Origin of the sequence: Deinococcus yavapaiensis KR-236 (genome assembly GCF_003217515.1) — a bacterium.
GTDB lineage: Bacteria > Deinococcota > Deinococci > Deinococcales > Deinococcaceae > Deinococcus_A > Deinococcus_A yavapaiensis.
This window is the reverse complement of sequence record NZ_QJSX01000015.1, coordinates 54,459-72,012: the sequence shown is the minus strand read 5'-3', so window position 1 is coordinate 72,012 and position 17,554 is coordinate 54,459. Positions and strand designations below refer to the sequence as shown.

Genomic DNA, 17,554 nt, shown 5'->3' with positions numbered 1-17,554 from the left:
GCTCGTCAATCGAATTTCACACGGCCCGCGTCGACGTGAAGCGCGTTCGTCACGAAGTCCGGAAGGTCGCTCGGGTGATGCACGACGAGCGCGACGTGCACGCCTTGAGCGACCCGCTCTCGAAGCAGGACGCCGAGGGCCGTCTTCGTGGTCGCGTCGAGCGACTCGAACGGTTCGTCGAGCAGCAGCAGGCGAGCTTGCCCGACGAGGGCGCGCGCGAGCAGGAGACGTTTGAGCTGCCCGTACGACAGCCCTTCGATCTCACGTTCCAGCAACGCGGCCACGCCGAGCCGCTTCGCGATGTCCTCGATGCGCGCGGCTTGCGACGGCTCGGCGACGGGCGTCCAGCCGACCGTGCCGAACAAACCGGAGGCGATCACGTCTGCACCCGTGACGCGCTCTCGTAACTGAGCGGCCCGCAGCAATTCCGTCTGCGTCTCGGCGGACACGAAGGCGATGTGACGGCGGCGTTCTTCGAGCGACGCGTTTGCCGGCAAGTCGAGCCGCCGCGCCGTCCCGCTCGCCGGGTAAAGCTCGCCCGCCAAAAGGCGCGCGAAGGTGCTCTTGCCCGCTCCGTTCGGCCCGAAGATCGCCCAATGCTGCCCCGCTCGCCACTCGAAGTTCACGCTTTGAAGGACGAGCGTTTCGCCGCGGTACACGTCGGCGTTCTCCACGGCCAGCAGCACGGCGCCGCCTGGCACCGCCCGCATGCCGAGCGGACGTGACGAGGCGCTCGACGGCATCCCTCGTCGCTCGCGCACCGCTTCGCCGCCCACCTCGACGAACCGCGTCGCCGTGCGCGGCACGTCCTCTGCTCGGTGCGTCGTCGCGACGACGGTGAGGCCGAGCCCTTCGACCGCTTCGCGCAAAGCCGCGCGACCCTCGGCGTCCACGCCTTCGAAGAACTCGTCGAGCAGCAACGCTTCGGGACGCGACACGAGCGCCCGTCCCAGCAGAACTCGGCGACGCTGTCCTTGCGACAAGGTGCGCACGTCCCGCTCGGCGAGATGCGAGATTCCAAGTCGGTCGATCGTGCGGCGAGCGGCCTCCTCGTGCAAGGCGAGGCGCGGAAAAGGCGGCAACTTCTCGCCCGTCAAGCCGCTCAAGACGACGTCCAAGGCGCTCAAGACCCACTCGCTCTTGCCGTACCAGTCGGCGAGTTCGGGTGACACGAGGGCGACGCGCTCCCGCGCGATCAAGGGACTCCTCGTGCTCTTGCCGTCGAACGCGTAGGTCCTCGTGCCGCCGCTCGGCCAAAGGTCGCCGCGCAGAAGCTTCAAGAAGGTGCTCTTTCCCGCTCCGTTGGGCCCGGTGACGACCACGACGTCACCTCGCTGCAAACTCCACGTCACGTTGCTCAGCACGTTGCGCCCGTCCAAGGCGACGTTCACGTTCTCCAGCCGCACGAGGCTCGACACGCGCGCCAGTCTACGCTCTACGCTGAATTCATGCACCGCTCCGCTCTGTACGTGCCCGCCGACAACACCCGCGCGCTCGAGAAGGCGCGCATCCTCACGCCCGACGTCCTGATTCTCGACTTGGAGGACGGGGTCGCGCCCGAGCACAAGACGAGGGCGCGCGAGAACGTGCGCGAGGCGCTCGCCTCGCTGCACGGTCGCCGCGTCGTCGTGAGAATGAACGGTCTCGACACGCCGTGGGGCGACGACGATTTGCAACTCCTTTTGGAGCTCGGGCCGCACGCGATCATGTTGCCGAAAGCCGAGAAGGTCGAGGACGTGCGCTCGTTGTCCGTCTCGGTGCCCGTGTGGCTCACCATCGAGACGCCGCTCGGCGTCTTGCGCGCCGAGGAGCTCGCTCGCGAGCGTGGTGTGGCGTGCCTCGTGATGGGCACGTCCGATCTCGTGACGGACTTGCGTGCGAAGGCCGCGCCGAACCGCGAGGCCCTTCTGTACGCCTTGTCGCACGTCGTGCTGGTCGCCCGCGCGTACGGCCGCGTCGTTCTCGACGGCGTGTCCCTCGACGTGCAGGACATGCAGGGCTTCGAGGCGCAGTGCCAGCAAGGCCGCGCGCTCGGCTTCGACGGCAAGACCCTCATCCATCCGTCGCAGATCGAACCGTGTCACCGCGTGTTCGGCCCGACTGAGGACGACGTGGGCCGAGCGCACGAACTGCTCGCCGTGTGGAAGGAGGCTCGGGCGGGCGGAAAGAGCGTTGCCGTGCTGCACGGCCGCCTCGTCGAGAACTTGCACGCCGCCGAGGCGCGCGAGGTCTTGAGGCTCGCCGAGGAATTGGAACGAAACTGACCATTTCTTCACCGTGCTGTCATCACGCCGCCCCGCGCCGTTGCTCTACTGCGGGCAATTCAACACAACGAGGGGGACGTATGACACAGCGCAACGACCACGAGACCCACGACGGCACCGTCGACGACTTCGAGACGACGACGCCGAACCCCGCTGCGCCTGCCAAGTCCGAGACGACGCCGAATTCGTACGAGCGTGGCCTCGGCGGCGAGGAAGGCGGCGCCGGAAGCGGTTGGCACGACAACGGGTCCGGGCAAGATCAGGACCGCTCATGATCCTCCACACCATCAAGACCGAGGGCCTCAGCGCCTTGTCGTACTTCATCGCCGACGAAGAGGCGGGCTGCGCGGCGGTCGTCGATCCGCGCCGCGACGTGGACGTCTACCTCGACTTCGCCAAGAAGCACGGCGTTCGCATCACCCACGTCATCGAGACGCACATCCACGCCGACTTCGTGTCCGGCGCCCGCGAACTTTGCACCCTCACGAGCGCCACCGTGTACGGCGGTCCGGGCGACTACGGCTTCGACGTGCACAAGCTGCAAGACGGCGAGGAACTCACGCTCGGCAAGCTCGAACTGCGCGCCCTGCACACGCCCGGCCACTCTCCCGACGCCATCAGCCTCGTGCTGTCGGGCGGCGGGCTCGGCGCGGAAGGCGAGTGGGCGCTGCTCAGCGGCGATACCCTCTTCAACGCGGAAGTGGGCCGCCCCGACCTCGCGTCGGGCGTCTCCGCCGAGGACGGCGCGCGCCAACTGCACCACTCTCTCACCGAGAAGTTCGGCGCGCTCGACGACGGACTGCTCGTCTTGCCCGCGCACGGTCACGGCAGCCCTTGCGGCGGACGGATCGGCATTCGTGACTGCACCACGCTGGGCTACGAACGGCAGCACAACCCGCACTTCAAAGCGACCGACGAGGCGTCCTTCGTCACGAACCTCACCTCGGACCTTCCGCCGCAACCCTCGTACTACGGGCGCGTCAAGAAGCTCAACGCCTCAGGACCGGGCTACCTCGGCGTGCGGCCCGCCACCCCGTGGCTCTCGCCGCAAGACTTCCGCGAAGCGATGGAAGATCCTGACAGCGTCGTCCTCGACGCGCGCGAAATCGAAGCGTACGCGTCCGCGCACCTCGACGGCAGCCTCAACATCGCCTTGCGAGACGCGTTCCCCATCCACGCGGGCTGGATGCTCGCGCCGCACCACCGCCTGCTGATCGTCCTCGATTCGCCCGACCACGAGGAGATCGTCGAGCGCCACTTGCTGCGGCTCGGCCTCGAAAGCATCTTGGGCTTCTTGCGGCACGGAATGCGCGGCTGGATCGAAGCGGGCTTGCCGTGGCGCCAAGGCGGGCAGATGAGCGTGCAGGAACTGCGCGCCTGCCTCGACGCGAACGACGACGTGCAAGTCCTCGACGTGCGCCGCCCGGACGAGTGGCGTACAGGGCACGTGCCCACCGCGAAGCACGCCTTCCTCGGGACGCTGTGGGAAGACTTGCCGAAGCTCGGCCTCGACCCGGAGCGTCCCGTCGCGGTGTACTGCGGCAGCGGCTACCGGTCCTCCATGGCGGTCTCCATTTTGGAGCGCCACGGCTTCAAAGACGCCCGCAACGTCCTGGGCTCGGTGAGCGCGTGGAAGGCGGCGGGCTTCGACCTCAGCTTGCCGAGCGAAGTAAGCCGCGCCTGAGAAGCGTCGACGCGCACGGCGCCTTGCAAAGCCGACACTCTTGCCGACAACGGAAGAACGACGCCCCATCGGGCGTCGTTCTTCTTCAAGCTCCTCGTTCGCCTTGCGGCACAGGCGTCGGAGGCGACGCATTCGTCTCCTCGTACGGCGTGCCGTCGTTCGCGTCGGCGATCCTCGCGATCCACAAGAAGAGCTGCCCGATCGCGACGGCCATGGCGGGAATCCCGGCGATCATCATCACCCAACCCGAAATCTGCTGATTTTGCAGGGGCGTGAGGTTCCACAAGCACGGCACGTTGACGTACGGCGAGTACAGGACGGCGGGCGAGTACAGCCACACGGCGGCGACGCCCATCATCGGTAAACTCGCGAGAAAGCCGAACCAGCCTCGCCCGCCCACGCCGAGCGGGCTGAGCCGAGGGAGGGGATTGAGGGTGACCGCCCAGGCGAGCGTGCCGCCGAACAGGTACAGCAAGGGCAGCAAGCCGCTCGCCGTGGCGCTCACGAGCGAGGCGTTGAAGCCCACCGGAAGGTTCCAGAACACGATGATCGTGATCCACAGCGCGGCGGCGACGAACGGGTCGAGCAGGAACGCGAGCGTGCGTCCGAGCGGACCGTCCTTCGCGCCGAGTCGAACGAGGTGGCGCGGCACGCCGAGAATCAAGAGGGGTGGGGCGAGTTCGGCGAGCAGCATGAGGCGGCCCATGTAAAGCGCCATGGAGTTGAGGGTGTACGAGGACGCCTCGGATTGCAGCGCGAACAGCGCGACGAAGGCTCCGAGGCCGAACGAGACGGCGCGCCAAGGTCGCCACTGCTGCCTTGCTTGGAGGTCGCGGCGGCTTTTGGCGAATTGCCAGAAGTACGTGCCGATCAGCGCGGCGGCGATTAGCCACACGAGCGGATCGAAGCGCCACGACAGCAAAAGCTGGGCGGCCGTCGGGTTGAGATTGTCGGCATTCATCGCTTGAGTACCTCGCGCAAGTCGTTCACGACCTTGTCGACTTGCGGCATCTGGGTGTAGTCGTACTTCACGCGCAAGCGCCCCGTGCGGTCAATGACGTACGTGGCCGTCGTGTGGTTGATGAAGTAGTTGCTCGTTCCCTCCACGGGCGCCTTGGCGTAGCGAACTTGGTAGTCGTTCGCGACGGCCTTCAAATCGCCCGCCGGAATGTAAAGGCCCGTGACGTCCTTGCCGAAGTAGTCCACGTACTGCTTGATCAGGGCGGGCTTGTCACGCTCGGGGTCGAGCGTGACGAAGACGACGCGCACGTCGTCTCGAACGTCGGCGGGCAGTTGCTGCCGCGCCCGCTCCAGGTACGACAGCGTCAACGGGCAGATGTTGGGGCAATGCGTGAATCCGAAAAAGAGAGCGACGACCTGACCTCGCGTGGACGCGAAGTCGAACGCTCGCCCGTCTTGGTCGGTGGCCGTGAAGGTCGCAGCGACCGGACGCCCCTCGTAAGGCGTGCCGAAGTAAGGAAAGGGGTTTTGCAAGCGGGCGTACACCCACACCAAGCTCAGCAGCAGCGCCACGGCGAGCAGGGCGCGCGTCAGGCTCGTCGCGACGTCGAGCTTCGGCGCGTCACCCGTTGAAGCGGTGTTCACGCTCACACGGGCCTCCGAACGGGCAACGAGACGATCAAGGTGCCCGTCGAGAACGTGAAGGTGACGTTGACACGTTCGCCTTCCTTGGGAACGCGCTTCAAGTCCATCAGCATGACGTGGTTGCCGTCTGGCTTCATCACGAGTTGCCCCTTGGCGGGAATCACGAGCGCGGCGACTTTGCGCATGCCGATCATGCCGTCCGCTTCGTGACCGGGATGCGTCGTCTGCATCAGCAGGGCGTGTCCGGCGAGGGTGGTCTTGACGGCCGTGAGGCGAACAGCTTGATTCGAGGTGTTCTTGAGGGTGACGTACGCGGCGCTCGTGGTACTCCCGGGCGGAACCGCCGCCACGAATCCGGTCGCAAGCCGCACGGACGGCGCGCCCGTCGTGGCGGCGAGCGCGATGCCGGCGAAGGCGAGCGAGACGGCGAGCGGACGAAGATTCATGAAGTCAGACTACTCTGGCACGCTCAGACGAATGCCCCCGCGAGCACCTTACGAAGTCGCGGGGGCGAAGCGCGAGAAGTCACAGCCAGCGCAGCTTTCGGAACAGCAGGCCCACCCCGACGGAGATGCCGAAGGCGAGAACCAGCACGACCCAAACGGCCCACTCCCGTCCTTGAGCGGGCAGGGGGACGTTCATGCCGAAGATGCTGGTGACGAGTGTCGGAATCGCCACGAGGATCGTCGTGACCGTCAAAATGCGCACCACGCCGTTCACGTTGTTGTTGATGACGGCGGCGAACGTGTTCATCGTGACGCCGAGAATGCTTTGCGCGATGTCCGTCATCTCGACCGCCTGCTGATTCTCGATGATGACGTCGTTGAGAAGGTCCTGGTCGTCTTCGTACATGTCGAAGAGGCGCTCTCGCTTGAGCCGCTCCATCATCACCTCGTTGGCCTTGAGGGCCGTCTTGAAGTACACGAGGCTCTTTTCGATGTTGAGAAGGTCGAGCAACTCCTGGTTGCGCGTGGCGCTTTCCAAGCGGTCCTCGGCCGCGTCGATCATCTTGTCGATGCGCCTCAAATCGATCAGGAAGCGCTGCGCGGCCCGCAGGAAGATCTGCAGGGTGAGGCGATTTTTCTTGGCCGTGCGAATTTGCCGTACGAGGCCCGCCGTGACGTCTTGAATGGCCGGGTTGTCCTGCGAGCACACCGTGACGATGCAGTGGTCGGTGTGGAGGATGCCAAGCGGCACCGTGTCGTAGGGAATCCCGCCTTCCTCGTTGAGGCGCTTGGACGTCTGCAACACGACGAGGACGTGTCCGTCGTCACGCTCGAAGCGGGCGCGCTCGTCGGGATCGAGCGGGTATTGCAGCAGGTCGAGGGGCAGCCCCGTCTCGCGGCTCACGTCCAGCAGTTCTTGGGGGGTGGGCGCGATGGCGCTGATCCAGCATCCGTCGATGTACTCGTCGATGAGGTTGAGCTTGCCGCCGATGCTGCGGTAGTAAGTCAGCATGGGGTGACCTCCGCTGCTTGGAGGATGTCGGATTCAGAGAAGATGGCGTGACGCATGAAGCCTCCCGAAAAGGATGGAAACGTGAGGAAGCGGACTCGGGGGCTCTATTTCGCTTGTCACATCCACCACCTCCTTCGGCCTTTAACGGCGCTTCATCTTCAGCCCTCCAATGCTACCCGTTTCGCCGCCGGGCGGCAATCGTACCGAGGTCGCAATTCGGCGAGCTTCGAGCGGATCGCAAGTTCCGCTCAAGGAAAAGGTGAGCGAACACATCGGACGCCTCGCTACCGTAAGAACTTGGAGGACGTGGCATGCGAACGTTTCGGGCGGCTTTTCGGTCGGAGGCGAGACAGCGAATCGGCAGCCTCGGCACGGCGGCGTTCGTCGTGGCGCTTCTCGACGCGTTCATCGCGTGGCAAGTGCGCGCGCCGAACTTGCAAGCGCTCGTCGCGTCGCTCGTCGCGGGGTCGCTCGCACTGTACTGGGTGTTTGGCGGCCTCGGCGTCTTTCCGGCGCGCACGCCGACTCGGGCGCGCGGCGCGACGCTCGTGCTCGTGAAGTACGCTTGGCTGCTCGTGGAACTCGTCGCGCTGACGTTCTTGCTGCTCGGTTCGGCCGCGTACTTCCTGTCGGGCGTCGTGCCGCTCGGCGAGGTGAGCCTGGCGCCGCGCACGCTGCTGCTGCTGGGCGTCACGCTCGCGTGCGCTTTGCTCGTTCCGCCTGCCATCGGCCTCGCGGCGTCCGCGATCGGCCGCAGTTCGCGCTGGTCGCTGCTCAGCGCGTTCTTGGCGTTCGTGCTGCTGTGGTGGGCGTTTTGGCTGCTGCTCGACGCGGCGAGCACGGTCGAATCGCTCGGTTGGATGACGTTTCACTTCGCGCAACTGCCGTTCGAGGTGTGCGCCGCCGAGACGGGCTGCTTCGTACGCGTCAACGCGGCCCTGGTGCTGTTGCAGCCCGTGTTCGCCGTCGCGCTGCTGTGGCTGGCCAGCCGCTCGCTGAATCCGAGGCCCGAGAACCTCGAGGCGCACGCTTGAGCGTCTCACGCGCGGCCTGTATCATGACGTGTTACGAAGCGCGCCAAGCTCGCTGGCGCGCTCGCTGATCGGAAGGTGCGACATGGCAGAAAAAGACATCGACAAATTGCTCGGCATGACGGACAGCAAGTACCGCCTCTCGGTCGTCACGGCCAAACGCGCCTTGCAACTGCGCTCGGGCGCGCAAAGCGTGCTGGCTCCGGAACAGCGGGCCAGGACGCGCAATCTCGTCACGCAGGCGATGCGTGAACTCGCGACGGGCAAGCTCGTCGTCGGGGAAGGCCTCATCGACGAGGACCGCATGACGACGGATTACCAGCGCGCGCGTCAAGCGCAACTGCAAGCGCAACTCAACGCCGAGCGCGACCGCGACCGGGATTGACGTGGCAGGGGAGACCGTGCCTTCCGAGGCGGCTCCTCGCGCGACGGTCATCGTGTCCGGTTCCATGGCGGCCGTGAAGGCGCCGATGGTGCTGCGCCGCTTGAGAGAAGCGGGCTTCGAGACGAGGGTCGTCGCCACGCGCGCGGCCCTCGCGTTCGTCACGCCCCTGTCGCTCGCGACGGCGGCCGATCATGAAATCGCGACGGACGAGACTTGGTTCGAGGCTCGGCCCGACGCGCAGCACCTTCGACTCGCGAAAGCGGACGTCGTCGTGGTCGTCTCGGCGGGCGCCGACTTGATGTCGCGCCACGCGTCGGGCCGAGCGGACGACCTCGCGTCGGCGATCTTGCTCTCGACGCGCGCCCCGATTTTGTGGGCGCCCGCCATGAACCCGACGATGTGGTTTCACGACGCGACGATTCGCAACGTCGCTCAGCTGCGCGCGTGGGGGCACGCGTTCGTAGGACCGCACTTCGGCGCGCTGGGAAGCTCCGGGGAAGGGGAAGGCTTCGGCCGCATGGCGGAACCCGAGGACGTCGCGCGGGCCGCGCGCGACGTCCTGACGCCGAAGGACCTCGCAGGCAGGCACGTGCTCGTCACGGCGGGCCCGACGCGCGAGTATCTCGATCCCGTGCGTTTCGTCTCCAATCCCTCCAGCGGCAAGATGGGCTTCGCCGTCGCCGAGCGCGCCGTCGCGCGAGGAGCGCTCGTCACCTTGGTGAGCGGTCCCGTCTCGCTGCCCGCTCCGAGCGGCGTCACGCTGATGAACGTCGAAAGCGCCGTGCAGATGCGTGACGCGGCGATGAGCGTCTTCGGCGCCGCCGATCTCGTCGTCGCGACGGCGGCCGTCGCCGATTACCGCGCGGCCGAGCCGTCGAACGAGAAGCAGGCCAAGACGCAGGGAGACGCCGTCATTCACCTCGTGCCGAATCCCGACATCCTCGCCGAGATGGGCGCGAGCAAGGAACGCCGCGTGCTCGTGGGGTTCGCGATGGAAACGCACGCGGGCGTGGAGCGCGCCGCCGGAAAGGCGCGCCGCAAGAACGCCGACTTTATTTTGTTGAATTATCCGGCGCGCGAGGGAAGCGGATTCGGCGGTGACGACAACGAGGTGACGCTCGTGCGCCCTTCCGGCGAAAGCGAGGCGTGGCCGAGGATGAGCAAGCGCGCGGTCGCCGAGCGTCTTTTGACGGCCGCGCTTGAGGCGTATATTCAACGAAATAGTGTATAATTATTCGGATCGATGCGAACCGCCCACGCTCGGTGGGCGGTCTTTTCGACCGCGTCACAGGACCGACATGCTCAGCAAAGAACAACGACAAAAGCGCATCCAAGAAATCATCAGCCGCGAGAACATCAGCACCCAAAGCGAACTCGTCGACCGTTTGCGCGCCGAAGGCATCCGCGTCACGCAAGCCACCGTGTCCCGCGACATCAACGAACTGCGCCTCGTCCGCCTTCCCATCGGCAAGAGCAAGCACCGCTACAGCCTCGCTTCCGTACAAACCGAGTTGGACGTCATGGACGAACTCGGCCGTCTCTTTCGTACCTTCGTCACCGACGTCGACCGAGGCGAGAACCTGCTCATCGTCAAGACGGCCGAAGGGCACGCCAACGGCGTCGCCTACGTTCTCGACAAGTTACGCCGCGACGACATCGTGGGTACGCTGGCAGGCCAAGACACCATCTTGCTCGTCGCACGCACGACCTCCGAAGGCGAAGCGCTTCTCGAAGAACTCCACGGCCTCATGCTGGGCTGATCTCATGATGAGTTAAGCTTCGGTCAACCCGCGCGTGATTCTGAAAATCGCGTTGCTAGACTGCGGGCGACTCAAGGAGGAACCCATGGAACTCAAAGCCATTCCCCGTTCGCACAAGGACAAACTTCCGCAAGGCTACATTCCCGCCGTCGCGTACAACAAGGAACGCAGCGTTCCCATCGCGATCGAAGCCCGAGCCTTCGACGTCGTGTTCCGCAGTCAAAGCACGCACGGCCTCGTCGAACTGACGCTCGAAGGCCAAGAGCCCTTGCCCGCCATCGTCAAGTCCGTCCAGATGGACAAGCGCAAGCGTACCGTGGCCCACGCCGACTTCTACCTCGCCACGTACGGCCAAGAGATCGAAGCGCGCGTGCCCGTGCATACCGGCGGCAAGCCTCGCGGCGTCACGGACCAAGGCGGGATTCTGGACGTGCTCGTCCATAACCTCGCCATCATCGCTCCCGGTCCGCGCCGCATTCCCGACGAAATCGTCGTGGACGTGACGAGTCTGGGCATCGGCGACGTCATTCGCGCCGGCGACCTGCAACTTCCCGAGGGCTGCCGCATCGCCATCGACGCGGACGTCGCCATCTTGGCGGTCGTGCAGCCGCAGAAGATGGTCAGCGCCGAGGAAGTGGACCTTGGTGACGCCGTAGAAGGCGGCGGGGACGCGTAAACCGCGACGCCTCGCGCCGAGCCCCCGCTTCCTTCGTGGAAGCGGGGTGTTTCATTGCGCTTCGGAAAGCTGCCAAGGCGTGACGCGTCGTTCCACTGCCCGAACCGTCCAGTCTGTGAGGATGGCGAGAAGCGCCACGGGAACCGCGCCTTGCAAGACGAGCGCGAGGTTCCCGACGCTGAGGCCGGCGATGATCGGCACGCCCAGACCCCCTGTCCCGACGAGAGGCGCGATGGTCGCGGTCGAGATCAGCAAGACGAGCGACGCGCGAAGTCCGGCGAGCATGGCGGGCAAGGCGAGGGGCAAGTCGAGCCTCGTCAGGAGTTGCAAGCCGTTCATGCCCATGCCCCGAGCGGCGTCGCGCGCACTGTCCGACACGCTTTCCAAGCCGGTCAGCGTCCCCCGCACGACCGGCAGCAACCCGTAGAGGAACAACGCGAGCACGGCCGCCGTCGGACCGAAGCCGAAGATGGGAAGCGCGAGGAACAGCACGGCGGTCGGCGGAAACGTCTGGCCGACGGCGACGACGTTGGACGCGAGCGGCAAGAAGGCTCGCCCGGCGCCGCGCGTCACGAGGATGGCGAGCGGCAGGCCGATCAGCACCACGAGCCCGAAGGCGCCGAGCGAGAGGCCGAGGTGCTGCCAAACGAGCGTGAGGAGCGTCGCGCGCTCGAACACGGGCGTCGTGACGTCGTGAAAGAGAGCGTGCAGCGCGGTTCGCCAAAAGTCCTGCCAAGCGAAGAGGGCCCAAGTCAGCGCCCACGACGCGATCAACCACGGCGTCGACGCGGCGCGGCTCATGCGCGCTGTCCGAAGTCGGTGAGCTGCAACGAGCCGATGACCCGACCGTGCTCGTCGGTCACGCCGAGTTCGCCGTCCGCGCCGAGCAACTTGCTGAGAGCGAGGTGCGCGGCGAGCGTCGCGGGCACGGTTCGCTCGAAGGAGCCGCTCGTCGAGCGCATCACGTCGCGCGCCGTCAACTTCGAGAGCCGCTTGAGCTCGCGGTCCTCTCCGACGAAGCTCGCCACGAACGAATTGGCGGGTCGGTGCAGCAAGACCTGCGGAGTGTCGTACTGCTGCACGCGCCCCTCGCCGAGCACGCACACACGGTCGCCGAGCTTCACGGCCTCGTCGATGTCGTGCGTGACGAACACGATCGTCTTGCCGATCGTGCGCTTGAGGTGCAAGAACTGCTCTTGCAGCGCGTCGCGCGTGAGGGGATCGACGGCGCTGAACGGCTCGTCCATCAAGAGCACGGCGGGATCGGCGGCGAGCGCCCGCGCGATTCCGACGCGCTGCTGCTGCCCGCCGGAAAGTTCACGCGGATAGCGTCCTCCGAAGGTGTCGGGCTCCAAGCCGACTCGACTCAGCAGTTCGCGCGCACCTTCGCGCCGCTTCGCCTTCGAGACGCCCGTGATGCTCGGCACGACCTCCACGTTCTCGAAGATCGTGAGGTGCGGAAACAAACCGATGCTTTGAATGACGTAGCCGATGCCGCGCCGCAATTCCACGGGATCGACGCTCGCCGTGTCCTGCCCACCGATCAGGATGGTGCCCGACGTCGGCTCGATCAGGCGGTTCACGAGGCGCAGCAGCGTACTCTTTCCGCAACCGCTCGGCCCGATCAGAATCACGAGCTCGCCTTGGGCGACGTGCAAATCGATGTTCTCCAGAACGGGCGGGCTCGTCCCGTAGCGTTTGGTAACGTTGCGAAGCTCGATCAAGTTCTCCTCCTACGTCCTCAGGCCTTTGGGCGTGGCGAGGCGCGCGATGAACTTCAAGGCCGCGTCGAGGGCGAGGGCGAGGACGACGATCGGCACGGCGCCGAGCAGCACGAGGTCGGACGTGCCGCTTTCCACGCCGCGCAAGATGAAGAAGCCCAGTCCGCCCGCTCCAATCAAGGCCGCGATCGTCGTGAGGCCGAACGTCAAGACGAGGCTGCCGCGCAACCCGTCGAGAATGAACGGCCAGGCGAGCGGCACCTCGGCGCGCATCAAAACTTGGCGAGGCGTCATGCCCATTCCTCGCGCGGCGTCCCGCACACCCTCGGGAACGGAACGCAAGCCCACGAAGGTGTTCGTGACGATCGGCAGCAGCGCGTACAGCGTGAGGGCGACGAGCGCGGGCGCCGAGCCGATGCCGCGCAGTCCCGCGTCTGCGAGCGGAGCGCCGAGCGCGAGCGTCACTCCTTGGCCCGCGACGGCATTGAGCGCCCCGATTCCGAGCAAGAAGGCCGCGCCGAGGCTTCCGAGCGAGGCGAGGAAGGCGCCGAGAACCCGCGCCCTTTTCATCCGCGTGAGCGCGAAGCCGACGAGCGCCGCGCCGAGCGTCACGAGAAGATACGTCCCGACGTTCACGCCGCGTCCCAGCACCGCGAGAATCGGCAGCAGCACTCCGAACAGCGCGAGGCTCGGCACCGTTTGGAAAAAACCCGTCGTGGCGAGAACGGCGCCTTCCAAGCGGCGGTTTCGGGCGGCGGCCACTCCGAGCGGCAGTCCGACGAGCGTGGCGAGCAGGACCGCGACGACGCTGAGCGCCGCGTGCTGCACGAGTTGCTGGCCGAAGGTGTCGGCGACGTTGCGAAGCTCCAGCATAGGCCCCAGGTCGCGCCACGCGCCGAGCAGGGGAGGCGCGATCACCGCCAGCAATGTCGGCACGCCGCCGAAGCGGACGTCACGCGCCGCGCCGAAGCTCACCACGTACACGGCGAGCAGCGACAGCCACGTTCCGGCCGACGGCGAGACCCGAGCGAACGGAGTCGACTCGCTCATCAGCCGGGCGGCTTCGACACCGATCAGCAAGGTCGCCGCGAGGGCCGCGAGCGCCGCCAGAAGCACGGTGGGCCACGCCCTCGTCCGCTTCGGCGTCCACGCGAAGCACAGCGCGAGCAGCCAACTTCCCAACACGATCCACTTCAAGGGCGACGCGAACGCCCAGAACGCCACGCCTTCGCCCGGAACGAGCCGGTTCGCTCGAAACGACAGCCAAGGCGCGAAGACCGCGAAAAGCCCGACGAGCGCTCCGAGCGCGACGATGAAGTTCACGCTTGCGGCCCGCGTCACTTCACGAAGCCGCCCCGCTTCAGAAAGTCGCGCGCGACGTTCGCGGGGCTCTCCCCACCGACGGCGATGCGTCCGTTGAGCGTTTGCAGCGTCGGCGCGGTGAGGCGCGCGAAGACGGGATTGACGATTCGCGCGATTTCGGGGAAGCGCTGCGCGACTTGCTGCCGCATCGTGATGGCAGGCTCGTAGACGGCGACCGCGCCCTTGGGATCGGAGAGAGACACGAGGCCGAGCGCGGCGATCGAGCCGTCCGTACCGTACGCCATCGCCGCGTTCACGCCGCTCGTGCCTTGAGCGGCCGCCTGCTGCGTCTGCGTGGTGTTGCCGCCCGGCACGATCACGAGTTGCTCGGGCTTGAGGGCGAAGCCGTACGTCTTCTCGAAGGCTTTGAGGGCGTCGTCACGGTCCACGAATTCCTGCGAGGCGGCGAGCTTGATCACGCCGCCACCGTTGACGTACTTCGCGAGGTCGGCCATCGTGCGCAACTTGTTCTTGTCGGCGACGGACTTCGTGACGGCGATCGCCCAGGTGTTGTTGGCGGGAGCGCGTCCGAGCCACACGACGCGGTTGACCTTCAAGTCGAGTTGTTTGGCGGTGCTGTACGCGCGCGCGGCGCTTCTCGACACGTTCGGATCGATCTTTTGGCCTTGCTCTCCGAGCAAAAAGAGCGCGGTGCCCGTGTACTCGGGGTACATGTCGATCTCGCCTTGCAGCAGGGCGCGACGCACGACCGCCGTGGGACCCGTGGAGCAGCGGTCGTTCACCTTGAAGTCGTTCGCTTCGAGAAGTTGCTTCGTGATTTGGCACAGCAAGGCGCCCTCGGTGTCGATTTTGGAGCCGATGGTGATAGGGCCTTTGGAGCCTTGCGCGGAGGCGAGCGAGCCGAGAAGCAGGACGGTCAGAAGGGCATGTTTCATAAATTCCTCTCCTAGAGATTCAAAGGTGGGATGAAAGCCTGTGTCGATATCCGATGGTACACCCCGGCGGTCCCGAGAGGATGGCGGCGTGAGACATGGTACGCTCCGCGCATGAACGCCGTTGTGTGCGAATCGTTCGGCCCGATCGACGCGCTCGCCCTGCGCGCCCTTCCCGACCCCACGCCCGGTCCCGACGAGGTCGTGATCGACGTGAAGGCGGCGGGCGTGAACTACCCCGACGCCCTGATGGTGCAAGGGCAGTATCAAGTGAAGCCGTCCTTGCCGTTCGTTCCCGGGGCGGAAGCGGCCGGGGTCGTCTCGGCGGTCGGGGAGAACGTGCGGCACGTCCGGGTCGGACAACGGGTCGCGGCCTTCACGGGCGCGGGCACCTTCGCCGAGAAGCTTCTCGCGCCCGCCGCCAACGTCCTGCCAATTCCGGACACCTTGACGTTCGAGGTCGCGGCGAGCCTCAGCCTCGCGTACGGAACGTCCATGCACGCTCTTTGCGACCGCGCGAAGCTTCAGTCCGGCGAGACGATGCTCGTTCTCGGCGCGGCGGGCGGCGTGGGGCTCGCCGCCGTGATGATCGGCAAGGCGATGGGCGCGCGGGTGATCGCGGCGGCCAGCACGCCCGAGAAACTCGCCGTCGCCGAGGCGCACGGCGCGGACGACGTCCTCGATTACTCCAAGGAAGACTTGCGAGCGAGACTCAAGGACCTCACGAACGGCCTCGGCCCGGACGTCATCTACGATCCCGTCGGCGCCGCGTACGCCGAACCCGCCTTCCGCTCCATCGCGTGGGGTGGGCGCTACCTCGTCGTGGGATTCGCGGGCGGCGACATTCCGAAGCTGCCCCTCAACTTGCCCCTGCTCAAAGGCGCGTCGCTCGTCGGCGTGTTTTGGGGTGAATTCGCGCGGCGCGATCCCGGCGGCAACGCGCGCAACATCACGCGGCTCGCCTCTTGGATCGCCGAGGGCAAGGTGCGTCCCGTCATCAGCGAGCGTTACCCGCTGGACAAGACGCCCGAGGCGCTGAGAGCCTTGCTGGAGCGCCGCGTCGTCGGCAAGGTCGTCGTGACGCCCTGACGCGTCGCATTGCGCGCTGATCTTCAGTTTCCCCTCAAGCGCAAGCGCTATTTTTCACTCATGCACGTGCCTGCCTGGATCGGCTACGTTCCCCTCCTGATGGTTTTGTTCGCCATGTGGCGGCGCTCCAGAAACATCCACAAGCCTCTCAGGGGCAACGGAACGACTTTGCTGATTCCCGCCTTCGGCATCATGACGGGCATTCCCTTCGTGATGCTGCACCCCGACGGTCACATCGGCATTGACGCGCCTCTTTGGCAACCGATGGTCGCGGTGCTCGTCGGCCTCGTATTCGCCGTCCCGCTCGTCTACCACACGAACTACGAGCGCCGCGCCGACGGGCAGATCTATCAGCGTTCCGCTCAGATGCTGCTGCTCACCTTCGGTGTCCTCGTCGGGCTTCGCGTCGTCATGCGCCTGTTGCTGAGCGACATGGACGTCCTCACGGAAACCGCCTTGTTCTTTTTGATGGTCGTCACGTACATCGTCACGTGGCGAATCGCGAGCTTCTTGAAGTACCGGCGCGTCTTGAACGAGACGGGCGGTTCCTCCGCCCTCGCTTGACGCGCCCGCCCCGACCTACGTGTTTCGCGCCGCGACTTCGAGGAGCACCTTGCCCTTCGTGCGGCGCGCCTCCATGTACCCGTGCGCTTCGGGCGCCTCGGCGAGGCCGAACACTCGGTCGACCGTCACCTTCAGTTCGCCGCGCTGAATCCACTCGAACAACTCGCTCGCCCGGCCCATGAGCTCCTCGCGCGTCGCGATGTAGTGACCCAAGGTGGGACGCGTGACGAACACGCTGCCTTTCGCGTTGAGCAACTGCGGATCGAACGGCTCGACCGGTCCGCTGCTCGCTCCGTACAGGCACATCAGGCCGCGCGGGCGAAGCACGTCGAAGCCTTTCAAGAAGGTGTCGCGCCCGACGCTGTCGTATACGACGTCCACGCCTCTTTCCTGCGTGACGCGCTTCGTCTGCGCCACGAAGTCCTGCTCGCGGTAGAGAATGACGTGTCGCGCTCCCAGGCCTCGCGCGATCTCGGCTTTCTCCTCGCTTCCCACCGTGGCGATCACGCTCGCGCCGAGCTTGGCGGCGATTTGCACGAGCAACTGCCCCACTCCGCCCGCCGCCGCGTGCACGAGCGCCGTGTCGCCCTCCTTGAGGGGATACGTGCTGCGCGCCAGATAGTGAGCGGTCATGCCCTGCAGCATCACGGCCGCCGCGATCTCGTCCGTCACGCCTTCGGGAATCGGGGCGAGCTTCCACGCGGGCACGACCGCGAACTCCGCGTACGCTCCGACGCTCGTCGCCCACGCGACCCGCTGACCCGGACGCACCTCCGTCACGCCGTCGCCGACCGCGTCCACCACTCCGGCGCCTTCGCTTCCGATGACGGCCGGAAGGGGCAGCTTGTACGTGCCCGAGCGGTGGTACACGTCGATGAAGTTCAGCCCTGCAAACGCCACGCGTATCCTCGCCTCTCCCGGTTTCGGCGTCGGCACGTCCATGTCGTCGAGCGAGAGGTGCGAGGCGTCGCCGGGCGTGTGGATTCGAATGGCCCTCATGAACGAAGGATACCCTCCGCGCCCCTCGGCGTCACCAAAAAAGCGCCCTCTCGGGCGCTGATA

The 17,554-nt window shown here is 66.3% G+C and carries 20 protein-coding genes; 10 read left to right on the top strand and 10 right to left on the bottom strand.

Annotated elements, in window-relative coordinates:
• Positions 1-5: 5 nt before the first annotated feature.
• On the bottom strand, positions 6-1,418 hold the full coding sequence (locus DES52_RS17150) for an ATP-binding cassette domain-containing protein (RefSeq protein ID WP_170131107.1): 1,413 nt from the start codon (positions 1,416-1,418) through the stop codon (positions 6-8).
• A gap of 30 nt (positions 1,419-1,448) precedes the next feature.
• On the opposite strand from DES52_RS17150, the gene DES52_RS17145 reads away from it, so the two are divergent.
• The 3 genes from DES52_RS17145 (at position 1,449) to DES52_RS17135 (ending at position 3,948) form a co-directional block, all read left to right on the top strand.
• Positions 1,449-2,264, top strand: coding sequence for an HpcH/HpaI aldolase/citrate lyase family protein (locus DES52_RS17145; RefSeq protein WP_110888051.1), 816 nt, complete (start codon positions 1,449-1,451; stop codon positions 2,262-2,264).
• Positions 2,265-2,344: 80 nt separating this feature from the next.
• The gene (locus tag DES52_RS17140; RefSeq protein WP_110888050.1) at positions 2,345-2,539 is read left to right on the top strand and encodes a hypothetical protein; all 195 of its coding nucleotides are present in this window, start codon (positions 2,345-2,347) and stop codon (positions 2,537-2,539) included.
• Complete coding sequence (locus DES52_RS17135) at positions 2,536-3,948, top strand: MBL fold metallo-hydrolase (RefSeq protein ID WP_110888049.1); 1,413 nt, start codon at positions 2,536-2,538, stop codon at positions 3,946-3,948. The genes DES52_RS17140 and DES52_RS17135 overlap by 4 nt, the downstream gene beginning before the upstream one ends.
• A gap of 85 nt (positions 3,949-4,033) precedes the next feature.
• Here DES52_RS17135 and DES52_RS17130 read toward each other — a convergent pair whose 3' ends face one another.
• The 4 genes from DES52_RS17130 to DES52_RS17115 form a co-directional block, all read right to left on the bottom strand.
• Complete coding sequence (locus DES52_RS17130) at positions 4,034-4,909, bottom strand: cytochrome c oxidase assembly protein (RefSeq protein WP_110888048.1); 876 nt, start codon at positions 4,907-4,909, stop codon at positions 4,034-4,036.
• The gene (locus DES52_RS17125; protein ID WP_110888125.1) at positions 4,906-5,553 is read right to left on the bottom strand and encodes an SCO family protein; all 648 of its coding nucleotides are present in this window, start codon (positions 5,551-5,553) and stop codon (positions 4,906-4,908) included. Before DES52_RS17125 ends, DES52_RS17130 begins: the two co-directional genes overlap by 4 nt.
• Positions 5,554-5,555: 2 nt before the next feature.
• Complete coding sequence (locus tag DES52_RS17120; protein ID WP_110888047.1) at positions 5,556-5,999, bottom strand: copper chaperone PCu(A)C; 444 nt, start codon at positions 5,997-5,999, stop codon at positions 5,556-5,558.
• Positions 6,000-6,078: 79 nt separating this feature from the next.
• The gene (locus DES52_RS17115) at positions 6,079-7,011 is read right to left on the bottom strand and encodes a magnesium transporter CorA family protein (protein ID WP_110888046.1); all 933 of its coding nucleotides are present in this window, start codon (positions 7,009-7,011) and stop codon (positions 6,079-6,081) included.
• Between the two features lie 311 nt (positions 7,012-7,322).
• Between DES52_RS17115 and DES52_RS17110 the strand changes: the two genes are divergently transcribed.
• The 5 genes from DES52_RS17110 (at position 7,323) to DES52_RS17090 (ending at position 10,863) form a co-directional block, all read left to right on the top strand.
• The gene (locus tag DES52_RS17110) at positions 7,323-8,045 is read left to right on the top strand and encodes a hypothetical protein (protein ID WP_110888045.1); all 723 of its coding nucleotides are present in this window, start codon (positions 7,323-7,325) and stop codon (positions 8,043-8,045) included.
• 82 nt (positions 8,046-8,127) lie between these two features.
• Entirely contained in the window at positions 8,128-8,427 is a 300-nt protein-coding gene (gene rpoZ, locus DES52_RS17105; RefSeq protein ID WP_110888044.1) for a DNA-directed RNA polymerase subunit omega, read from the top strand.
• Positions 8,428-8,491: 64 nt separating this feature from the next.
• Positions 8,492-9,658, top strand: a complete 1,167-nt coding sequence (coaBC, locus tag DES52_RS17100) for a bifunctional phosphopantothenoylcysteine decarboxylase/phosphopantothenate--cysteine ligase CoaBC (RefSeq protein ID WP_110888124.1) — start codon at positions 8,492-8,494, stop codon at positions 9,656-9,658.
• A 67-nt stretch (positions 9,659-9,725) separates the two neighbouring features.
• Positions 9,726-10,187, top strand: a complete 462-nt coding sequence (gene argR / locus DES52_RS17095; RefSeq protein ID WP_110888043.1) for an arginine repressor — start codon at positions 9,726-9,728, stop codon at positions 10,185-10,187.
• Between the two features lie 85 nt (positions 10,188-10,272).
• Positions 10,273-10,863 carry a 50S ribosomal protein L25 gene (locus tag DES52_RS17090; protein ID WP_110888042.1) on the top strand — a complete coding sequence of 197 codons (591 nt, stop codon included), beginning with the start codon at positions 10,273-10,275 and terminating at the stop codon, positions 10,861-10,863.
• Between the two features lie 51 nt (positions 10,864-10,914).
• Here the strand turns inward: DES52_RS17090 and DES52_RS17085 are convergent, their stop codons facing one another.
• Genes DES52_RS17085 through DES52_RS17070 form a run of 4 tightly spaced genes read right to left on the bottom strand, consistent with a single transcriptional unit; the run spans position 10,915 to position 14,842 of the window.
• Positions 10,915-11,664, bottom strand: a complete 750-nt coding sequence (locus DES52_RS17085) for an ABC transporter permease (protein WP_110888041.1) — start codon at positions 11,662-11,664, stop codon at positions 10,915-10,917.
• A complete protein-coding gene (locus DES52_RS17080; protein WP_110888040.1) occupies positions 11,661-12,587 on the bottom strand; it encodes an ABC transporter ATP-binding protein in 927 nt (308 codons plus the stop codon). Before DES52_RS17080 ends, DES52_RS17085 begins: the two co-directional genes overlap by 4 nt.
• Positions 12,588-12,596: 9 nt before the next feature.
• Positions 12,597-13,907 (bottom strand): ABC transporter permease, encoded by a 1,311-nt coding sequence (locus DES52_RS17075; protein WP_146237342.1) that lies wholly within the window; start codon positions 13,905-13,907, stop codon positions 12,597-12,599.
• A gap of 14 nt (positions 13,908-13,921) precedes the next feature.
• Positions 13,922-14,842, bottom strand: a complete 921-nt coding sequence (locus tag DES52_RS17070) for an ABC transporter substrate-binding protein (RefSeq protein WP_110888039.1) — start codon at positions 14,840-14,842, stop codon at positions 13,922-13,924.
• A gap of 111 nt (positions 14,843-14,953) precedes the next feature.
• On the opposite strand from DES52_RS17070, the gene DES52_RS17065 reads away from it, so the two are divergent.
• Positions 14,954-15,928 carry an NADPH:quinone oxidoreductase family protein gene (locus DES52_RS17065; RefSeq protein WP_110888038.1) on the top strand — a complete coding sequence of 325 codons (975 nt, stop codon included), beginning with the start codon at positions 14,954-14,956 and terminating at the stop codon, positions 15,926-15,928.
• A gap of 60 nt (positions 15,929-15,988) precedes the next feature.
• Complete coding sequence (locus DES52_RS17060; protein WP_146237341.1) at positions 15,989-16,492, top strand: cytochrome c biogenesis protein CcdC; 504 nt, start codon at positions 15,989-15,991, stop codon at positions 16,490-16,492.
• Between the two features lie 15 nt (positions 16,493-16,507).
• On the opposite strand, the gene DES52_RS17055 is transcribed toward DES52_RS17060, so the two are convergent.
• The gene (locus DES52_RS17055) at positions 16,508-17,491 is read right to left on the bottom strand and encodes a quinone oxidoreductase family protein (protein ID WP_110888036.1); all 984 of its coding nucleotides are present in this window, start codon (positions 17,489-17,491) and stop codon (positions 16,508-16,510) included.
• Positions 17,492-17,554: the final 63 nt, after the last annotated feature.